This window comes from Pseudomonas sp. NBRC 111131, assembly GCF_001320525.1.
Classification (GTDB): Bacteria; Pseudomonadota; Gammaproteobacteria; order Pseudomonadales; family Pseudomonadaceae; genus Aquipseudomonas; species Aquipseudomonas ceruminis.
Genome location: NZ_BCBH01000014.1, coordinates 94,372 through 114,951 on the forward strand (window position 1 = coordinate 94,372; position 20,580 = coordinate 114,951).

At 64.6% G+C, this 20,580-nt stretch carries 11 protein-coding genes; 7 read left to right on the top strand and 4 right to left on the bottom strand.

All coding sequences use genetic code 11. The features are described 5' to 3' along the window. Positions 1 to 139: 139 nt before the first annotated feature. Positions 140 to 4,642 carry an NEL-type E3 ubiquitin ligase domain-containing protein gene (locus APH34_RS14900; protein ID WP_054901797.1) on the top strand — a complete coding sequence of 1,501 codons (4,503 nt, stop codon included), beginning with the start codon at positions 140 to 142 and terminating at the stop codon, positions 4,640 to 4,642. A 68-nt stretch (positions 4,643 to 4,710) separates the two neighbouring features. Here the strand turns inward: APH34_RS14900 and APH34_RS14905 are convergent, their stop codons facing one another. The 3 genes from APH34_RS14905 to APH34_RS14915 form a co-directional block, all read right to left on the bottom strand. Then, entirely contained in the window at positions 4,711 to 8,490 is a 3,780-nt protein-coding gene (locus tag APH34_RS14905; RefSeq protein WP_054901798.1) for a dermonecrotic toxin domain-containing protein, read from the bottom strand. Between the two features lie 72 nt (positions 8,491 to 8,562). After that, positions 8,563 to 10,332, bottom strand: coding sequence for an acyl-CoA dehydrogenase C-terminal domain-containing protein (locus APH34_RS14910; RefSeq protein WP_054901799.1), 1,770 nt, complete (start codon positions 10,330 to 10,332; stop codon positions 8,563 to 8,565). A 57-nt stretch (positions 10,333 to 10,389) separates the two neighbouring features. Continuing rightward, entirely contained in the window at positions 10,390 to 12,012 is a 1,623-nt protein-coding gene (locus APH34_RS14915; RefSeq protein WP_054901800.1) for an acyl-CoA synthetase, read from the bottom strand. 192 nt (positions 12,013 to 12,204) lie between these two features. Here APH34_RS14915 and APH34_RS14920 point away from each other — a divergent pair, with 192 nt between their 5' ends. The 6 genes from APH34_RS14920 (at position 12,205) to APH34_RS14945 (ending at position 18,475) form a co-directional block, all read left to right on the top strand. Next, positions 12,205 to 13,611, top strand: a complete 1,407-nt coding sequence (locus APH34_RS14920) for a sensor histidine kinase (protein ID WP_054901801.1) — start codon at positions 12,205 to 12,207, stop codon at positions 13,609 to 13,611. 12 nt (positions 13,612 to 13,623) lie between these two features. After that, on the top strand, positions 13,624 to 14,262 hold the full coding sequence (locus tag APH34_RS14925; RefSeq protein ID WP_082422815.1) for a response regulator transcription factor: 639 nt from the start codon (positions 13,624 to 13,626) through the stop codon (positions 14,260 to 14,262). A gap of 136 nt (positions 14,263 to 14,398) precedes the next feature. Beyond that, a complete protein-coding gene (locus APH34_RS14930) occupies positions 14,399 to 14,872 on the top strand; it encodes a MarR family winged helix-turn-helix transcriptional regulator (protein ID WP_054901802.1) in 474 nt (157 codons plus the stop codon). 31 nt (positions 14,873 to 14,903) lie between these two features. Beyond that, positions 14,904 to 16,097 carry an HlyD family efflux transporter periplasmic adaptor subunit gene (locus tag APH34_RS14935; protein ID WP_054901803.1) on the top strand — a complete coding sequence of 398 codons (1,194 nt, stop codon included), beginning with the start codon at positions 14,904 to 14,906 and terminating at the stop codon, positions 16,095 to 16,097. Next, positions 16,094 to 17,629, top strand: coding sequence for a DHA2 family efflux MFS transporter permease subunit (locus APH34_RS14940; RefSeq protein WP_054901804.1), 1,536 nt, complete (start codon positions 16,094 to 16,096; stop codon positions 17,627 to 17,629). The genes APH34_RS14935 and APH34_RS14940 overlap by 4 nt, the downstream gene beginning before the upstream one ends. 99 nt (positions 17,630 to 17,728) lie before the next feature. Continuing rightward, positions 17,729 to 18,475: an SDR family oxidoreductase gene (locus tag APH34_RS14945; protein WP_054901805.1), complete on the top strand. Its 747-nt coding sequence runs from the start codon at positions 17,729 to 17,731 to the stop codon at positions 18,473 to 18,475. Positions 18,476 to 18,485: 10 nt separating this feature from the next. On the opposite strand, the gene APH34_RS14950 is transcribed toward APH34_RS14945, so the two are convergent. Then, the gene (locus APH34_RS14950) at positions 18,486 to 20,558 is read right to left on the bottom strand and encodes a PAS domain-containing protein (RefSeq protein ID WP_054901806.1); all 2,073 of its coding nucleotides are present in this window, start codon (positions 20,556 to 20,558) and stop codon (positions 18,486 to 18,488) included. Positions 20,559 to 20,580: the final 22 nt, after the last annotated feature.

Here is a 20,580-nt window from a genome sequence, read left to right on the forward strand (position 1 = left end):
GACATCACCATGGCACGTTGGCCATACCGGGTGTTGCCCCCATGGCGATCGCCCTGCGCTGAGCGGGTAGTAGCTATCTAGCCTCCGGCAGTGGACCGTGCACCCTAGGCTGCAGTTTTCACGTCAAGGGAAGCAAGCCATGGTCGACGACAGGGGAAGCTCCAGCACCGATATCCATACGTTGGAAGAGGCTTTTCAGGATGACTTGCTGGCACAGCGCCTGCCTCACTGGGTGCGCAGGCTCGATCGCGATGAACTGGACGCGTGGCGCACTGCCCTGAAGAGCAGCTTGGTCTGTCGGCAGCAACTGGCAGCCCGGTTGCAAGGTATCCAGGGCATCAGCGATTTTGTCCACGCGCAGTTACAGGAGGCGCTGGCCAAGCACTTCGGACTGCAGCTCGACGTCGCCACGCTGTACTTTCGTCAAGGCTATCTGGTGCCGTCAGGCGAGCAGCTTTTTACAGGTCGGGCCCCTGTCTGGCGGCCGGAATATGCTCAGGTACCGTTGCTTGAAGCTGCGCTCAACAATTTCGTCGGCGATGAGGCCGACCAACAGTTGCCTGGGAACGCCTTGGTCACCGAGGCGGGCGCTCACCTGTCCCGGCCGACGGCGGTTGAATTCGCCAGGCTATGCCGGGACCTGGACTTGGGTGCGTGTTACCAGAGGCACCTCGATACCTGTCTGGACGCGGCGACGGGCCCGGCGTCCGCAGTACCTGATGTGCGCTCGCTGATGCTGCAATTGCAGCGCTCAACCTTGCTCGTCGACGCGTGCCAAGCCAAGGCCGAAGGCGTGCTCAGCGAGGCAGAGCTGCACAGTGTATTGGGGCTGTGTCGGGATGGCCGATTGCCCGAGTTGGCAGGTGCCAGGGTGGTAGCCAAGCAACTGCGTGTGTTGGGCTGCGACCTGGAACAGATCATCATTTTCGATGTGCTCGAAGCGGGTTGGCTGCACGCTACCCGTAAACGGGTACTGGCCTATATACCCGGCGACCCTCATGGCCCCTGGAGCGCCTTCCCTGACCTTGAACAGTTCGCCCGGAAGCTGCTTGGCCACCGTCTGCGCGACGCCGGTTACCGAAACTTCTTCAGCCGTTTCGTGCGGCGTCGCGACAGCCAACGTTTCTTCACGGCTGTGATCGCGCTTTACCATGACGTGGCGATCTGGGCCAGCCGTGATCTGGACGTACACCTGCGTGACTACCCACGCCCCTTGTTCGAGCACCTGGCTGCGGCGCGCGTCCAGCAGATCAAAGATGACGCCGCGATGATTGCGCCGCCGGTCGCACAGATCGACCGTGCTGTGCAGCGTGACCATGAGCGTTGGCTGGCCGCGCAAGGGTGGGCATTGCTCGGTGTGGCAGGTATTTTCATCCCGGCGGTAGGCGCAGGTTTGCTCGCGATCATGGCCTGGCAACTGCTGAATGAAGCCTTTCACGGCATCGAAGATTGGCGTGATGGCGACACAGCGGCTGCATTGGACCATCTGACCCACGTTGCCGTGGACCTTGCCGTGGCTGGCGCTACCGTCGGCGGTATCACCCTCGCACGTCGCGGCTGGGCCCGTTCAGCGTGGGTGGACGGCATGGTATCGGCGCCACTGGAGCAAGGGGGGGCGAAATTGTGGAGCCAGGACCCGACTGCGTTCCGCGGCGCGGCACCGCAGGCTGCGGCGGACGCCCAAGGTGTACGCCACGAAGGGAGCCAGGCGTGGATTGAGATGCAGGGGCATCACTACCCGGTGCGTCAGCGCGTGGCTGACGGCGCGTGGCAGTTGATGCCCCGTGAAGGCTTTGGTCCCCTGGTGCTCGGCAACGGCGGTGGGGCATGGCGGCTGGCGAGCGACCAGCCCTCGCGGTGGACCGATCGCCATGACATGTTCCGCCGCCTGGGTGGAATGTTCGGCACGTTGGAAGATGCAGATATCGATACGGTGCTGAGCATTCACGGCCTCGGCGAAGACAACCTGAGGGCGTTGCACATGGCGCGTCAACAGCCTGATCCGTGGTTAACCGACACGGTCCGGCGTGTTCACCTGCAACGGCGGATTGTTCGCCTGATCCAGCAACTGGGGACCGACGAGCCCATCCGCGACCTTACGCTCCTGCAGCACGCTCAACTGCTGCGCAATGCCGGTGGGTTATCCGGCGCTGAGCTTGCCGGCCAGCTGCAGTTGCAGCAGCGGCAATTGCTGCAGAGGGTCTATGACAGCGTCCAGCCCAGCGACTCTCCGGCGGTCGCCCTCCTGCGCCAGGTTTTTCCCTCGCTGCATCATCCTGCCGCCCAAGCCTTGCTGGACGCCGCTGATGTGAGCGACTTCCAGCGCCTGACGGTCGATCGGCGGGTGCCGATGAGCGTGGGGGCGTCTGCTAGGGCCAGCGTTGCGCGCATCCGCCGCATCAGGGTGATGGAGGCGTTGTGCTTCGACCTGCCGCAGTCTGCCGACCTGGGCCGCGTCGCCATCGGTTTGCTCGACGAGCTTGCGGGGGCTGCGTCGGGCGTGCGCTGGCATCTCCTGGAGGGCGGCCTCGCCGGCCCTGTGTTAGCCGAAAGTGAAGCGGGCATTGATGATTTCTACCTGGTTCACTTCAGTGGGCGCTTCCTGCTGCTCGATCAGCACCACGTCACCCTGGGTGAGCCCGGCGGCCTGTTCGAGGTCATGGCCTCTGCCTACAGCGACAGCCAATGTGCCGCCATGGGGCTGACGCCGCCGAGGGGGGCAAGCCTACGCGCGTTACTCAGGCAGCAGGCGGCTACCCGGCCTGAGCAGATAGAGCGCTTGCTGTCGCCTGCTCGTGTACAAGGCCTCTGTGCAGCTCAGCGCCTGGGCGATGGCCGCTTTGGCTATATGCTCAGTGGCCGCAGGTTCTGGCGAGGCACTCGCCAGGGGAGGCCCCAGGTGTTGAGTGACAGGGTGCACGGGCTGTTTCCCGACCTGGACCAACTGCAGATCGACACCTGGGTGGGAGAGGTGCTGGCCACCGGGCAGCGCATCGAGCCCTTGCTGGAAAGGTTGCGCGCGCAGTTGCAGATGCTGGAGCGTCACCTGCAGGGCTGGGTGGAGGAGGTTGCCCAAGAGCAGCGCGAGCAGCGGCGTTACTTGAGTCGTTCATTGATCGAATGCTGGCAACGCAGCGCGCTGGAAGAAGCCCGCCAGCGGCCCGAGCCCACTGAGCTGTGGTGGAGTCAGATGGGCGCGCGTACGGGCGGGTTGCCGGATCTGCCGGAGCAGGTACGTTTTCGCGCTGTGGCGGTGTTGTCATTGCGCCAAATGGGCATCAGCGCGCTCCCTGACGGTTTCCTGCGGGCCTTTGGCAACCTGCGTGTGCTGGAGCTTCCTGGCAATGAGCTGACCCAACTGCCCATGCACCTGCAAAGCCTGCGTCGGCTGCAATGCCTGGACCTTACCCGCAACCGGATTACGCTGAACCCTGCCCAGTGCGCGATCCTCGCCAGTTGCGAGCAGCTGAACTACCTCAATTTGTCTGAGAATCCGCTTGGGCGGGTTTTCTCGGTCAGTGCCATGACCGATTTGACAGAGTTGCGGCTCCAGGACACCGAGATCGAGGCCTTGCCCTATGGCGTCCTGAATTGCTCGCGGCTCCATACGCTCGACGTGCGCAACAATCGCATCGCAGAGCTGCCCACCGGTTTTTTTCATGCGCGAGTGTGGGGCGAGGGCCGCGTCTGGTTGCACGGCAACCCGTTGAGCGCGGAACAAGCGCAGGCGCTGCAGACGGCATTGAGCTTGCCCCTCCCGTTCGAGGTGCCGCAGGGGCCCGGTACGTTTCCGCGGATGCGCTGGCTGGACGCAATCGCTCCGCCAAGCCGCGACGACTTAGGTTCTGTATGGGCGTTGGTCGAGGCCCACGATGGCTCGGAGCCGTTCTTCGAACTATTGAATGGCCTCACTCAAACGGCTGACTTTCGCAGCCCAGCGGGGGCCCGCGACCTGGGTGACCGTGTGTTGATCATGTTGCAGGCCATGGACGAAGATGCGGGCTTGCGCACGGAACTGTTCGCCAATGCCCAGGCGGTGACCTGTCAGGACAGCGTTGCCCTGCGCTTTTGTGACCTTGAAGTGCGGATGCGGGTGTGGCAGGCAGAGCACGACGACGCTGCTGCGGGCGACACGCAGCAGGCGTTGCTGCGCTTGGGACGGCAATTGTGGCGGTTGGAGTTTGTTGATCGGATTGCCCTGGAGGACGTCCTCGCACGCCGGGACGCTGGCGCGGACCCGGACGAGATCGAGGTGGTGCTGGCCTATCGGCTGGCACTGCGCGTCGATCTGGACTTGCCGGTGCAGATCACTTCCATGCGCTTTCGCTACCTTGCCGAGGTCGACGTTGTACGTGCTGAACGGGCACGTGATCGCGTGCTGGCCGCCGAAACCAGCGAGCAGGTCGCCCACTCGCTGGTTGAACGGGACTTTTGGCAGCAATACCTTCGCCGTACTTATCGGCAGCGCTTCGATGAGCTCGATGAACCGTACCGTGCGCGTATTGAAGCGTTGCTGTCCGATGATCAAGCGCCCGAGGCCACGCGTCTGCAGCAGGTGACACAGCTTCAGGTGCAACGGGCACAGGCCGAGCGCGAGGCGATGCTGGGCCTGACTCGCGACGCGCTGGATGTGACCCACTGAATCGATGCAGGGCTTAGGCGCCCCGCGCTTTAGCCCTGCCGCGCGCAGCCCTTGGGCAGCGTGCGTCGTCAAAGGTCGAGCAGGCTGCTTGCCGGTTCCATCAATGCCATCTCCCTGAAGGTTGCATCACGATCAAGCCGCTCAAGACGGCGCCACAATCTGGCGAAGCCGGGTGCAGGGTCATCGAACGAATCGAGGTCCTCGATGAGTGCCCGCAGATCGCGACGGTACTGCAGCGGCAAACGCAACCAGAGCTGTTGTCGCTGCGCACTGGCCCCGCTTAGCAGCGGCTGATAGTCGGTGTCCGACACCAACAGGTCCACCCCATGGAGCTGGTAGTACTCCTCGATCTGTTCGCGGATGGGCAGGCTCAGGGATTCGCTTTCCAGGCACAGCACCTTGGCGGTCTCACGCGGCAGGGTGAAGTCCCGAGGCAAGCGCTGGAGTGGGTTGTCGGACAGGTCCACCACCGCGGCCGATTCCAAGCGCTCCAGCCCCTGGGGTAAACGTGTGAGGCTGCAATTGACCATGAACAGCGAACGTAGGTTGGACAGCCGGGAGATGTCTGGAGCGCTGAGCAAAGGGTTGTCAGAGAGGTCCAGAACCCGTAGCGAGTCCAGCCGCTGCAGGGCGATCTGCGCCGCCTCATCCCAGGTGATGCGGTTTCGCTCTATGTCCAGCCAGTTCAATTCGCCTGCCTCGGGAAGGTGCGGTAGGCGGGCAAACCGACAGCGGGCCAAGGTCAGCCGCCGTAGGCCAGGCATGCGCTGAAACCATTGGCTTGGCACTTCGCTCAATGACGGGTTGCCGCTGAGGTCCAGATCCTCCACATGGGTGAACCCGTCGGGAAGGCTGAGGGTGGCCAGGTCGTGGTTTTCCAGATGGAGATCTGTGAGGTTGAGGCAAGCGATTCGCTCGCCGGTATTCAGCCAGCGTATCGAATTGCGCCGCCAGGCGTTGACGATGGGTGCGATAGCACGTTGCCGATGTGGCGCGAGCGCCGCCCAGCCGTTCAGGTCGCTGCGCAGTCGTCGAAGGCGGGTTTCGTAATTGAGCAATTCGACTTCGGGGGAGCGCAGGTGGCGTTGCCAGTCGGCCAGCGTCCGGTCAACCTGCTCCTGCGTGAAGGTCGGAAACAGCCGACGCAGCCGTCCGGCCCATGCGTTGTGGGACAAGGAGGGGGGCGGCAGCGGGTTGGTCGGTTTGCCACCGGCCAGCCGCAGGCGCAGTGGCGTGCGCTTGGCCCCGATACCCCACAGCCGTGCCGGCCACGCCTGGCGGTCTGTCTCGGCAAAGTGGCGGATGCGCGCTTGCAGGGTTTCGACATCGCCCAGAGCAGCTTTCAGGGGGGCTGGCGCAGCGGCGAACACGGCCTGGTAGAGATCCCCATGAACGGTGTCGGGGACGGGGCGCTCACCTCGATAGGCTTCGAAGCCTTGCGCTGATTTGAGGAGCAGGCAACGCTGGCTTGCCGACTCGCTGCCAATGGCCATCAGAAGCGGGCCATCTGGGCTGTTGGCGCGAATTTCCAGGCGCAGCGCCGCCGGCCATTGAGGCTGTCGCTCCAGGCAGGCCAGCACCAGCCGATCGCTGTCGGCGTTGGCCAGGCCAGGCACATAGAGGCCTTCCAGCGCGCGGGAGAGCGGCAGGTCGGCGTTGGCCTGTTCAGCTTCTGCGCGTAGCCAGTTGGGGAGAGTACCGGTACCCACCCAGTCGGCCTGTTCGGCGACGCAAAGGCGCGCAAGCAGTCGTGCTGCCAGCGGGGTGCTCAGGTGCGCGAATGCATCGCGCAATTTCTGCTCGGCAAGGTTGGGTGGGTACTCGTACGCTGCCATCAAGGCTGCAGGGGGGAGGTCGGCAAATTGCTTGGCAAGCTTCATCCGCTCCAAGGTATCGGCGAGCAGGACCGGGGTCGGGGCACCTGCTAGATAGATGGCCTGCAGACGGCAGCGATCGACGCCAGTGATCTTCAGCGCATGGCCCAGCTCGCGGTCGTCCAGTGCCTCCAGCGCCAGGCCCAGGCGGCGTACAAGCTGGCTGTCCGACCAGTCTTGAGGTGCTTCATGTTCACACCACCAGGCCCCGTCACCATTGTGCTCCAACACGGGTTGATAGGCCTGCTGGTCACTTGGGTGCACGATTCGCCAGCGGCCCGTGTCGCTGTCCAGACCCTGCGCATACAACTGCCCATCCATGCGGATATACCACGTGCCCTCATGGGCGTATTGGCCCAATGCGTTGGGTTGCAGGGTCGACGGCAGTTCGATTGCGTTGCCGTAGCCTGCAAGGTCCGCGCGCCACAGCCGTTGCGAACCGTCTGCCTTGGCGACCGGGTCAAGGCCTTCCATCAGCGGGCTGTTGAACAGTTTCGGTAGGACCTTGCCAGCGGCATGCAAGCCGCCGATCACTGCCAGGTTCAGCCCCACGGCCTCCAGGTGACGCAGGGCCAGGTGGCGGTCTCCCACACCCCAGGCCTGGTAGCCCTCGTAGACTTCATCGAGCAGCTGGCAGGCCACCACGCCAAGCATGAGCGTGCCAACGCCAGGGATGAAGGCGCCTGCAATCATCAGGGCGTTCAGGCCAGCGCTTTCCCATTGGGCGATACGGCGCTTGCGTGCCTGTTCATCGACCTCGGCCGTAGGGACCGCGACCAGGCGCGCCTGCGCCTTGAGGCGGGCGAGGTGGTCGTGGTAGGCAAAAGCGAACGGGTCCCCGTCGATCGCGCATCGAGCCAGGTACAACGAGGCATCTGCGCGTAGCGGCCAGGCTTGGTCGAGGGGCGTATCGCCTGCCGCATCAAGGTTTTGCCGAAGGCGGTCGATGAACTCGGCGTGGCTTGCCGTGGGGACATAGGCCAGAAATTGCTGGCGGAACAGCGGATCCAGCAAGTCGCTGCACAGGTCATCGTGAAGCGCATCGAAGTGCGAAGCCTGCCGCAACGCCCTCTTGTGACCGGGCAAATGCAGCAGCAGGCCGGCGCTGCCCAAATCAAGCAGCAGGGCCTCATGCAGGGTAATGCCAAACAGGCTCAGTTGAAGGCTAGGCAGGGTGGTGCGGCTTTCCACCAGGGCCGCGACTGCATCCACTGCCGTTGCGGTCACCCGATTGCGCATGAACGCCACGTCGGCGTCCAGGCGCAGGCGTGCTTGGCACATCGCCATGAAGGCATGCCTGACCGGGGCGGGGGTGAACAGGGCGTCGAGGTGTTCCTGATAGCGCTGGCCAAGGTCCAGCTCTCGGCACGCGCGGGCGAAGGCCTGGGGCGCCAGTTGCAGCGGGGTGATGGCGTAGGTCTCGGAATCCAGTTCTATATCCACCAGGGTGTCTTGATCACCAAAGGTGGTCTGCCCCACCACCACGCAGCGCTTGACCTGGATGTCGCGTGCCAGCGCCACTGCACTGTCACGGCTGAACGTCACATCCTCGGTGAAATTGTGCAAGGCCGCGTGCAGCAGGCTCTCGCGCTCGTGGTGACTGACGTAGGTCTGCCAGGTGAAGGTGCGGTAAATCCGCATCAGCTGTGCGTCACGCACTGAGCTATCCAGCCCAAAGGCATCACGCAGATGCTCGCCAAGCAGTGGCTCGGCGAACTCGCTGATCTGTTTCAGGCCCTTGAGTGAGCGGGCCAGGGCGCGCTCGGCTGCGAACAGGCGGGCCTGGCTGGCTACCACCGTCTCGCGCAGGTCGGGGGCGGCATTGGCGAACCACGCGGCTTGAGCGTCAGGCAAACCCTGCGCGGGTGTCAGGGCCTGCTGCAGATGCCGCCAGTGAGCCGGTGACAGCTCCCTGGCCCAGGCCGGTAGCTGCTGCTCGAGAAGGTGTTGGTGGGGGTTGATGGCGTGTGGCATGGGCGCCTCCTGTCGGTTGAGAGCCAACAGGAGGCATCAACTCAGACGCCCACGGGCGGTAGATAAGTGTGCTCAGAACTGCGCCGGTGCCATGGCATAGAGGCTTGCGCTGCCCGCCCGTATACTCGCCTCCAGCGCCAGGCCACGTGGCAGTACGCGCTGGAAGTAGAACGCGGCGCAGGCCAGCTTGGCCCCATGGAACTCAGGGTCTTCGGCCTGCTTGGCGTGGGCCACGGCGGCCATGCGTGCCCACATGTAGGCGTAGGCGGTCAGGCCGAACAGGTGCAGGTACTCCACCGCCACGCTGCTGACCAGGTTGGCGTCCTCGTTCACCCGTGCGCTCAACCACTCACTGGTGCTGACCAGCCGCACCAGGCTGGCCTGCAAGGCGTCACGGTGTAACGGCGCGCTCACGCAGAAGGCGCGGACTTCGGCGGCGAAGCCGGCCAGGGCCTGGCCGCCGTCAGCCAGTACCTTGCGCCCCAGCAGGTCGAGGGCCTGGATGCCGTTGGTGCCTTCGTAGATCTGCGCGATACGCACGTCGCGCACGCGCTGCTCCTGGCCCCATTCGCGGATGTAGCCATGGCCGCCGAAGACCTGCTGCCCAAGCACGCAGCTTTCCAGGCCGTTGTCGGTGAAAAATGCCTTGGCCACTGGGGTGAGCAGGGCCACCTGGCGCTGCGCGTGCTCGCGCTCGGCGGCGTCCTGGGCATAGCGCGCCAGGTCCAGTTGCTGGCCGACGTAGGCGGCGAAAGCGCGGCCGCCTTCGGTGAGGGTGCGCATGGTCAGCAGCATGCGCCGCACGTCACCGTGGTGGATGATCGGGTCGGCGGCCTTGTCGTGGGCTTGCGGGCCTACTGCCGCACGGCTTTGCAGGCGCTCGTTGGCATAGCGGGCGGCGCTCTGGTAAGACGCTTCGGCGCAGCCAATGCCCTGAATGCCAATGGACAGGCGTTCGTAGTTCATCATGGTGAACATGGCGGCCAGGCCCTTGTTCGGTTCACCCACCAGGTAACCGCTGGCGTCATCGAAGTTCATCACGCAGGTGGCGGAAGCCTTGATACCCATCTTGTGTTCGATCGAGCCGCAGTGCGCGGCATTGCGCGGCCCCAGGCTGCCGTCGGCGGCCACCTGGTATTTGGGCACCAGGAACAGCGAGATGCCTTTGGCGCCGGCCGGGGCATCCGGCAGTTTGGCCAGCACCAGGTGGACGATGTTCTCGGTCAGGTCCTGCTCGCCGCCGGTGATGAAGATCTTGCTGCCGCTGATACGGTAGCGCCCGTCGGCTTGGGGTTCGGCGCGGGTGCGGATCAGGCCCAGGTCGGTACCGGCGTGGGGTTCGGTCAGGCACATGGTCCCGGCCCAGCGGCCCTCGTACAGCGGCGGCAGGTAGGTGGCCTTGAGGGCCTCGCTGGCATGGGCGTCGATGGCCAGACAGCTACCGGCGCTCAGCGCCGAATACAGGCTGAAGCTGCAGTCGGCGGCGTAGAGCATTTCCTCGAACAGCACACCAAGCATTTTCGGCATGCCCATGCCGCCGTATTCGGGGTTGCCACCCAGCCCGACCCAGCCGCCTTCGCGGTAGGTGCGCCAGGCATCGCGGAAGCCATCCGGGGTGGTGACGGTGCCGGCGTCGAAGTGCACGCCTTGCTCATCACCGTTGCGGCTGAGCGGGGCGATCAACTGTGCGGTGACCTTGGCGGCTTCTTCGAGGATGGCGTCGGCGGTGTGTGCATCGATGCGCTCGGCCAGCTCTGGCAGGCGCGCCCACAGGGCCGGGCCCTGGAACACGTCATGGAGGATGAAGCGCATGTCGCGCAGTGGGGCGGTGTAGTCAGTCATGGGCGGGGAGCTCGGGCAAATTGATGGGGGCTTGTCGGCGACAGGGCCGTTACGGCGTCAGAGGTCTCTGGCCCGGTCGCGCAGCACGTATTTCTGGATCTTGCCGGTGGAGGTCTTGGGCAGTTCGCCGAACACTACGGTCTTGGGCACCTTGAACCCGGCCAGGTGCTCGCGGCACCAGCTGATGATGTCGCTTTCACGGGTGTGCTCGTGCCCCGGCTTGAGCGCGACGAAGGCGCACGGCGTTTCGCCCCATTTTTCATCGGCGCGCGCGACCACGGCGGCCTCCAGCACCGCGCGGTGCTTGTAGAGGGTATCTTCGACTTCGATGGTGGAGATGTTCTCGCCGCCGGAGATGATGATGTCCTTTAGGCGGTCCTTGATCTCGACATACCCGTCGGCGTGCCAAACGGCCAGGTCGCCGGTATGGAACCAGCCACCACGGAACGCTTCGGCAGTCGCTTCGGGGTTTTTCAGGTAGCCCTTCATCACTGTGTTGCCGCGCATGAAGATCTCGCCCAGGGTGTTGCCATCGCGGGGCACCGGTTCGAGTGTTTGCGGATCGCCCACCATCAGGCCGTCGAGGGTCGGGTAGCGCACGCCCTGGCGCGACTTGATCCGCGCCCGGTCCTCCAGTGGCAGGTCCTGCCATTCATCGTGCCAGGCGCAGACCGTCACCGGGCCGTAGACCTCGGTCAGGCCGTAGGTGTGGGTGACGTGGATGCCCATTTCTTCCACGGCACCGATCACTTTCGCCGGCGGCGCGGCGCCGGCGACCATGGCCTGCACCGGGTGTTCGATGGCGGCCTTGGCGGCCTCGGGCATGTTCACCAGCGCGTTGAGCACAATCGGCGCACCGCACAGATGGGTGACCCGGTGCTCGCGGATCAGGGTGAGGATCTTCTGCGGGTCGACCCGCCGCAGGAACACATGGGTGCCGGCCAGCGCGGTGATGGTCCACGGGTAGCACCAGCCGTTGCAGTGGAACATCGGCAGGGTCCACAGGTACACCGGGCGGTGGCCCATGGCCCAGGTCATTTGGTTGCCAATGGCGTTGAGGTAGGCGCCGCGGTGGTGGTAGACAACCCCCTTGGGGTTGCCGGTGGTGCCGGAGGTGTAGTTCAGCGATATCGCCTGCCACTCGTCATCAGGCCATTCCCAGGCGAAATCCGGGTCGCCTTCGGCCAGCAGGGCTTCGTAGTCCAGGTCGCTGACAGCGCGGCCTTCACCGTACTCAGGGTCGTCGACATCGACCACCAGGGGCGGGTCTTGGAGCAGGCTCAGGGCCGCCTCGATGACGCTGTGAAACTCCCGGTCGGTGATCAGCACCTTGGCCTCGCCGTGTTGCAGCATGAAGGCGATGGCTTCGGCATCCAGGCGCACATTCAGGGTGTTGAGCACCGCGCCGATCATCGGCACCCCGAAGTGGGCTTCGAGCATGGCTGGCGTGTTGGGCAGCATCACCGCCACCGTGTCGCCACGGCCTATGCCGCGGCCAGCCAGGGCGCTGGCCAGGCGGCGGCAGCGTTGATAGGTTTCACCCCAGTTGCGGCGGATGGCGCCGTGGATGACCGCCGGGTAGTTGCCGTAAACGGCAGCGGTGCGCTCGATGAAGCTCAGTGGGGTAAGGGCGACATGGTTGACGGCGGCGGGCATCAGGCCCTGGGAGAATATCGACATGCACGAATCCTGTAAGGGAGACAGACGCAGCCTGTGCGTTCGGCCCCCGGTGGCTGATTGTTAGCTCTGATCAGGGTGTGGGAAGCGCGCCGGTGGCCGCTTTCCCCTGTCGCAGTTTTACGCGAACCGCTATGGTAGATGGAATATCGACTATAGCAATATAGTAAAACTACTATACGAAGAGTGATCGCCGTGGCCCGCTCCCTTTCGCCCTTGCTCGCCAAGGACCCGCAACCGAGCCTGTTGCTGGCGGCCGACGCCCAGGCCGTGGCCGTCAATCCTGCCCTGCAGGCGCTGATCCAGGGCGGCCCTGCGTTGCCTGCCTGGCTCCCGGCCAACTGCCCGGCGCTGGTGCGCGCCTGCCTGCGCCAGTGTCGGGCGATTGCCGACGTGCAAGCCCAGGTCGGGGAGCGGATTCTGCTCTGGACCTTCATCCCCGATGCTGAAGGTCAGCAGGTGCTCGCCCGTTGCCGCGATGCCAGCGAGGAGCGCCAGGGCGCCCGCGAGGCCAGCCGTGCCCGGCGCTTGTACCGCTTGATCATCGAGAACACCACCGACCTGATATCCCGCCACAGCCCCGACGGCCGTTTTCTCGATGCATCGCCTGCCGCCTATCGCCTGTTGGGCCTGTGGCCTGAGCAGTTGCGCGGCCTGGCCGTGCGCGCCTTGCTGCACCCGCGCGAGCGGCGCCAGGCCTTGCGTCAGGCGGCAGCAGCGCTGGATCAGGATGGCTACCACACCATGACCTGCCGCGTGCGCCATGCCGCAGGGGGGTATCGATGGTTCGAAATCGCCTGCCGGGCGATCCGGGAAACCTACACGGGGGCCGTGGTCGAGGTGGTCTGCGTTTCGCGCGACATCACCCTGCGCATCGAAGCCCAGGAAAATCTGGCCCACAGTGCCCGGCTGGCCACCTTGGGCGAGCTGGCGGCGGGCATTGCACACGAAATCAACCAGCCGCTGGCGGCGGTGGTCAATTACGCCAACGCCAGCCAACGTTACCTGCAAGGGCTGGAGCAGGATCCGCAAGCCCGCGAGCGGGTCGCCCAGGGCTTGCAACGGATCGGTGAACAGGCCACCCATGCCGCCGAGGTGATCCGCCGCCTGCGTGCGTTTCTGCGCAAGGGGCCGCGGCGTTTGCAGCCGGTCGACCTGGCCGAAGTGGCCGCCGAAGCCATGCGCTTGTGCGCCTGGGAGGCGGCCCGCGACCAGGTTGCCATCGAGCTGCGGGTCGGCACGCAACTGCCGGCTGTGTTTGCCGACCGGGTGCTGCTGGAGCAGGTGTTGTTGAACCTGTTGCGCAATGCCATCGAGGCCAACCGCGAGCAGCAGGGCGAGCAACCGTCCCAAGTTCTGCTGAGCGCGGTGCGCGACGGTGATGGGGTGCTGGTTGAAGTGTCCGACCAAGGGCCTGGCGTGGCAGTTGAACGCCTGGAGCAGATCTTCATGCCGTTCACCACCAGCAAGGCCGAGGGGCTTGGCTTGGGGCTGAGCATGAGCCGCAGCCTGATCGAAGGGTTTGGTGGCAGCCTGTGGGCGCGTACCGGTGCACCAGAAGGCTTGATAGTGTGCTGCCGCCTGGCGGTGAGCAGGGGATAAGGAGAGGCAAGGGTGCAAGCAAAGGTGTATGTGGTCGACGACGACCAGGGCATGCGTGACTCGACCGTATGGCTTTTGGAGTCGGTGGGGTTGCAGGCGTTGCCGTTTGCCAGTGGCCAGGCGTTTCTCGACGCCTGTGCCGCCGAGGGGCCGGCCTGCGTGCTGCTCGATGTGCGCATGCCGGGCCTGGGCGGCATGGCCGTGCAGCAGGCCTTGCGCGAGCGTGGCCTGGCGATACCGGTGATCTTTGTCAGCGGCCATGCCGACGTACCGATCGTGGTACGGGCGTTCAAGGCGGGTGCCAGCGACTTCATCGAAAAGCCTTACAACGAGCAGCTGTTGCTCGACAGTGTGCAAGCGGCGCTGGAACGTGCCGGGCGCGAGCACAAGGGGGATCAGGCGCTGGCCGAGGTGCAGCGGCGTATCGACGCGCTGACCCCGCGCGAGCGCGATGTGTTCATTCCGTTGGCTCAAGGCCTGAGCAACCGCGAAATTGCCGAGCAGTTGGGCATCAGCGTGAAGACGGTAGACCTGTACCGGGGGCGGGTGATGAAGCGCCTGCACGCCGCGAGCCTGGCGGAGTTGGTGGGCATCGCGATTGCCAGTGGCCAGGTGCAGGCCCTGGGCTTGCGGGTACCTGCTGCGGGATAACCAGGGCCGTGTTTTAGGGGCGAAGCGGTTGGCGCAGGCGCTGAATCATGAATATTTGCATAGCCCCCTAATCAAAGCTTTGACATTCACTGCCTAGGCAGTAATATTTTTAAACAATTGCCCGAGCCACCTGCCAATGTCCTATTTCACCCCGGAAAACTTCCAGACCTGCGCCATTGGCATGTTGCTGGGCCGCGCGGCGCTCCTCAAGGACCGCATCCTCGACTGGCACCTCGAATCCGAGGGCGTCACGGCGGCGCAGTTCAAGGTGCTGATCATCATTACCCAGTATCAGGTCGATACGCCGGCCGAGCTGTGCCGCTACCTGGGCCTGGACAGTGGTTCGATGACCCGCATGCTCGACCGCCTCGAGCAGAAGTGCCTGATTCTGCGCAACCGGTGCGCCGATGACCGCCGCCAGGTGCGTCTGGCCCTGACCGCCGACGGCCAGCGCCTGGCCGACCGCTTGCCGGAAATTGGCGCGGCGGCAATGAATGAACTGGTCGGCGTGCTGCAACCTGACGAGCTCAAGACCCTCGAAGGCCTGTTGGCCAAGGTCCTGCTCGGTGCCGGCGACCCCCTGACGATCCGTCGCTTCGGCGATCGTTGAACCCTGTTACGCAATTTTCCAAGGTATTGTCATGGCCACTTCCGCAGACACCACAACCCCTCCCGACGCGCCGCAATCGTCGCGCAAACGCAAGGCCTGGCTGCTCGGCCTGCTGCTGGTGCTGCTGCTGGCCGGCGTGGGCGCCTGGGCCTGGTACAGCCTGATCGGGCGCTGGCACGAAAGCACCGACGATGCCTACGTCAACGGCAACGTGGTGGAGATCACCCCGTTGGTGACCGGCACTGTCACCAGCATCGGCGCCGATGACGGTGACCTGGTGCATGCCGGCCAGGTGCTGCTGCAGTTCGACCCGGCCGACAGCGAGGTGGCACTGCAGTCTGCCGAGGCCAAACTTGCCCGGACCGTGCGCCAGGTGCGCGGCTTGTACAGCAACGTCGACTCGCTCAAGGCGCAGTTGCAGACGCGCCAGGCCGAGTTGCAGAAGGCCCAGCAGAACTACAACCGGCGTAAAGTGTTGGCCGACAGCGGCGCGATTGCCGCTGAAGAGATTTCCCATGCCCGCGATGACCTCACCGTGGCCCAGGCGGCCGTGAACAGCGCCCGCCAGCAGGTCAATACCAGCTCAGCGCTGGTGGACGACACCGTGGTGTCTTCGCACCCTGATGTCATGGCCGCTGCTGCCGACCTGCGCCAGGCCTACCTCGACCACGCCCGCACCACCTTGGTGGCGCCGGTGACCGGGTATGTCGCCAAGCGGACCGTGCAACTGGGCCAGCGTCTGCAGCCGGGCACGGCGACCATGGCGGTCATCCCGCTGGACGAGGTATGGATCGACGCCAACTTCAAGGAAACCCAGCTGCGCAACATGCGCATCGGTCAGCCGGTAGAGATCAGCGCCGACCTGTACGGCAGCGAAATCAAATACAGCGGCACGGTCGACAGCCTCGGTGCCGGCACCGGCAGCGCGTTCGCCCTGCTGCCCGCGCAGAATGCCACCGGTAACTGGATCAAGATCGTCCAGCGCGTGCCGGTGCGTATCCACCTGAGCGCCGATCAACTCAAGGACCACCCGCTGCGCATTGGCCTGTCCACCGTGGTCGAGGTCGACCTGCACGATCAGAGTGGCCCGGCGCTGGCCCAGCAACCGCCGCAACAGGCCAGTTACACCACCCAGGTGTATGACCGTCAGCTGGTCGAGGCCGATGGCCTGATCGCCCGGTTGATCCACGAGAACAGCGCCAACGGCAAGACGGCGCAACGATGAGCAACGCTGCCCCGGCCCAATTCACGCCGCCAAGCCTGTTGCTGACCACCATCGGCCTGTCGCTGGCGACCTTCATGCAGGTGCTCGACACCACCATCGCCAACGTGGCGCTGCCGACCATTTCCGGCAACCTGGGGGTGAGTTACGAGCAGGGCACCTGGGTGATCACGTCGTTCGCGGTAAGCAATGCCATTGCCTTGCCGCTGACCGGCTGGCTCAGCCGGCGTTTCGGTGAGGTCAAGCTGTTCCTCTGGGCCACGCTGCTGTTCGTGCTGGCGTCGTTCCTGTGCGGTATTGCCCAGTCGATGCCGGAACTGGTGGGCTTTCGTGTGCTTCAGGGGGTGGTGGCCGGGCCGTTGTACCCGATGACCCAGACCCTGCTAATTGCCGTGTACCCCCCGGCCAAGCGGGGCATGGCCTTGGCGCTGCTGGCGATGGTCACGGTGGTGGCGCCGATTGCCGGGCCAATCCTGGGCGGCTGGATCACCGACAGCTACAGCTGGCCATGGATCTTCTTCATCAACGTGCCGATCGGCTTGTTCGCCGCAGCGGTGGTGCGGCAGCAGATGCGCACGCGGCCGGTGGTCACCAGCCGCCAGCCGATGGACTACATCGGGTTGCTGACCCTGATCGTCGGGGTCGGGGCGTTGCAGGTGGTGCTCGACAAAGGCAATGACCTGGACTGGTTCGAGTCGTCGTTCATCATCACCGGCAGCCTGATCTCGGTGGTGTTCCTGGCGATCTTCATCATCTGGGAGCTCACCGACCGCCACCCGGTGGTTAACCTTCGGCTGTTCGTGCACCGCAATTTCCGCATCGGCACGATGGTGCTGGTAGGCGGGTATGCGGGGTTCTTCGGCATCAACCTGATCCTGCCGCAGTGGCTGCAGACGCAGATGGGCTACACGGCTACCTGGGCAGGCCTGGCGGTAGCGCCAATCGGTCTGCTGCCGGTGATCATGTCGCCGTTCGTGGGCAAGTACGCGCACCGTTTCGATCTGCGTCTGCTGGCGGGGCTCGCGTTTCTGGCGATCGGCACGAGCTGCTTCATGCGGGCTGGCTTCACCAATGAAGTGGACTTCCAGCACATTGCCCTGGTGCAGTTGTTCATGGGGATTGGCGTGGCCTTGTTCTTCATGCCGACCTTGAGCATCTTGCTGTCGGACTTGCCACCGCACCAGATCGCCGACGGCTCTGGGCTGGCGACGTTCCTGCGCACGCTGGGGGGGAGCTTTGCGGCGTCGTTGACAACGTGGATCTGGATTCGCCGGGCTGACCAGCACCATGCCTATCTGAGCGAGCACATCAGCCAGTACGAGCCGGCCACACGGCACACGCTGGAGCAACTGGGAGGGGCGAGCCCGCAGAGCTATGCGCAGCTGGAGCAGATACTCAACGGCCAGGCGTACATGATGTCCACCGTGGATTATTTCACGTTGATGACGTGGGTGTTCGCCGGGTTGATCCTGCTGGTGTGGTTTGCCAAGCCGCCGTTCACCGCGAAGGCGGCGCCGGCCTCGGCGGGGCATTGACGGCCCGGGGCGCGCACTTGGCAGCCCCGTGTGATCTATTCCCCTGCGATTCTTTTTCCCCTATTGTCGATCTTTCCTTACCAGGCAATCGGCAGATCCATGGAGAAAGTCATCGTCATCACGGGTGCCAGCCGTGGCATTGGCGCCGCCACTGCGTTGCTGGCTGCACAGCAGGGCTACCGCATCTGTATCAACTACCACGCCGACGATCAGGCCGCGCAAAGCATTCTCGCCCAGGCCCGTGCACTGGGCGCTGAAGCCATCAGCGTGCGCGCCGACGCCAGTGTCGAGGATGAGGTGATTCAGCTGTTCCACCGCGTCGACCAGGAACTCGGCCCGGTCACCGCGCTGGTCAATAATGCCGGCACCATCGGCCAGCAGAGTCGCGTCGAGGACATGTCGGAGTTTCGCCTGCTCAAGGTGATGAAGACTAACGTGGTCGGCCCGATGCTGTGCGCCAAGCACGCGCTGCTGCGCATGGCCCACCGCCATGGCGGCCAAGGCGGGGCCATCGTCAATGTGTCTTCGGTTGCCGCCCGCCTGGGCTCACCCAACGAATACGTCGATTACGCCGCGTCCAAGGGCGCCCTCGATACGTTTACCCTGGGCCTGGCCAAGGAAGTGGCAGCAGAGGGCGTGCGGGTCAATGGGGTGCGTCCCGGTTACATTCATACCGGCTTCCATGCCCTGTCCGGCGACCCGGACCGCGTGAGCAAGCTCGAGCCCGGCCTGCCCATGGGCCGTGGTGGTTACCCTGAAGAGGTCGCCGAAGCGATCCTCTGGTTGTTGTCGGAAAAGGCGTCTTACTCCACCGGCAGTTTCATCGACTTGGGCGGCGGCCGCTGAATGCTGCCCGTCAGGGCAGCTCGTCCAGCAGCTGGCGTACGCGCTCGGCCAATGCTTCGAGTTCGAAGGGTTTGGTCAACACCTGGGTGCCTGGCGGCAGCTCGCCATCGCTCAGCGCCGCCGTTTCATCGTACCCCGTCATGAACAGTACCCGCAGGCCGGGGTACTTCAGCCGGCACTGTTCCGCTACCTGGCGGCCATTGAGGCCACCGGGCAGGCCGATGTCGCTGAGCAGCAGGTCCGGCGGCGCAGCATTGGCCAGGTGGGCCAGGGCCGCAGGGCCGTTGTCGAAGGCCTCGACTTGATAGCCCAGCTCTTCGAGCACTTCACCGACCACCAGGCGCAACGCTGCCTGGTCTTCGACCAGCAAGATGCGTTGCCCGCTCGCGTGGCTGCTCTGCAGCGACGTACGCTCAGGCTCGCAGGCGCTCGCTTCAACCGATTGGTGATGACGCGGCAGGTACAGCTCTACCCGCGTCCCGTGGCCGGGGGACGAAAGCAAGCGCACGTGGCCACCGGACTGGCGCACGAAACCGTAGGTCATCGATAGCCCAAGGCCAGTGCCTTGGCCCATGGGTTTGGTGGAAAAGAACGGGTCGAAGGCGCGCGCCGCTACTTCTGCACTCATGCCGGTGCCGTTGTCGACCACCCGCAGGCACACATAGTCCCCGGCGGGCAGCTCCAGCTGCCGTGCATGGTCACTGTCGAGGACGAGGTTTTCACCTTCGATGTCGATCGCGCCCCCTTCCGGCATCGCGTCGCGGGCGTTGATGCACAGGTTGAGCAGGGTGCTTTCCAGTTGGGGTGGGTCGATGAAGGTCGGCCACAGCGGCGTGGTGAAGTGGCTGCGCAAGGCAATGCCTGGGCCAATGGTGCGGCGAATCAACTCCTCCATGCCCCTCACCAGCGTTGTGACCTGGGTGGCGTGGGGCTGCAAGGTTTGCTGACGCGAGAACGCCAGTAACCGATGCACCAGCAACGAGGCCCGCTTGGCCGAGCTGCTGGAGAGCTCCAGCAGCGGGTCAAGATCGTTGTAGCGTTTTTGGCCCAAGCGCTGACGCATCAATTGCTGGGCGTTGAGGATGCTGGCGAGCAGATTGTTGAAGTCGTGGGCGATGCCGCCGGTGAGCTGGCCGACGGCCTCCATTTTCTGCGCCTGGATCAATGCCTGTTCGGCCTTGGCCAGGCGTTGCTGTTCCTGCACCCGGTCACTGATGTCGTAGGCGAACAGATAGGCACCTTGCAGGTTACCGTCAGGGTCACGCAGGGCATTGAAGCGCAATTCGAAGTGGCGTTTGTCAGGCGCCAGGCCAAATGCCGCCACTTCGGTGAACTGCTCGCCGGCCAGCGCACGTTGCCACAAGGCCAGGATTAGCTCGCTGTCCGAAGCGATGGCACCCATCAACGTTGGTAGGTGCTCGCCGATTTCGGGCATGCGCCCGTACAATGAATGAAACACTTGCCTGGCCTGGCGATTGACCGCCAACCAGCGCATGTGGGTATCGAGGACATGGACGTTGAACACACTGTGATCGACCAGCTCGGCGAACAGCCTGCGTTCGGCCAGGGCCTCGCTGACCCGCTGCTCAAGGTCTTCATTGAGCTGCTGCAGCGCATGCTCGGTCCTGCGGCCTTCGGTGACATCCTTGAACAGCACCGCCACCTGGCGGCGCTCCGGCGGCTCGACGCGAAAACTTGAAATGGCCAGCACACGGCCGGTGGCAATCAGTTCCTGCTCGAACTGCAAGGGCTCACCGGTGCGCAGTACGGCACCGTAGCGGGCTACCCAGTCGTCGGCCTCGTCGGGCACCATCTCGCGCACGCTCTGCCCGACCACATTGGCGATCCCGGCGTGCCTGGCATACGCAGCGTTGGCCAACACATGCACGTAGTCACTGAGCGGGCCGTGCGGGCCGTCGCAGAACTCGATGATGCAGAAGCCTTCGTCCATGGTGTCGAACAGAAAGCGAAATAGGTCGCCCCCCATTGCCTGCTGCTGTGCCAGGGTCGATTCGAGCTCGGCATTGCGCGTTTGCAGCTCTTGGAGCTGCTGACGCAGGTGAAGCAGTTCGCGTTGCGGCATCGGGGCTTCCGGGCTTGCGCTG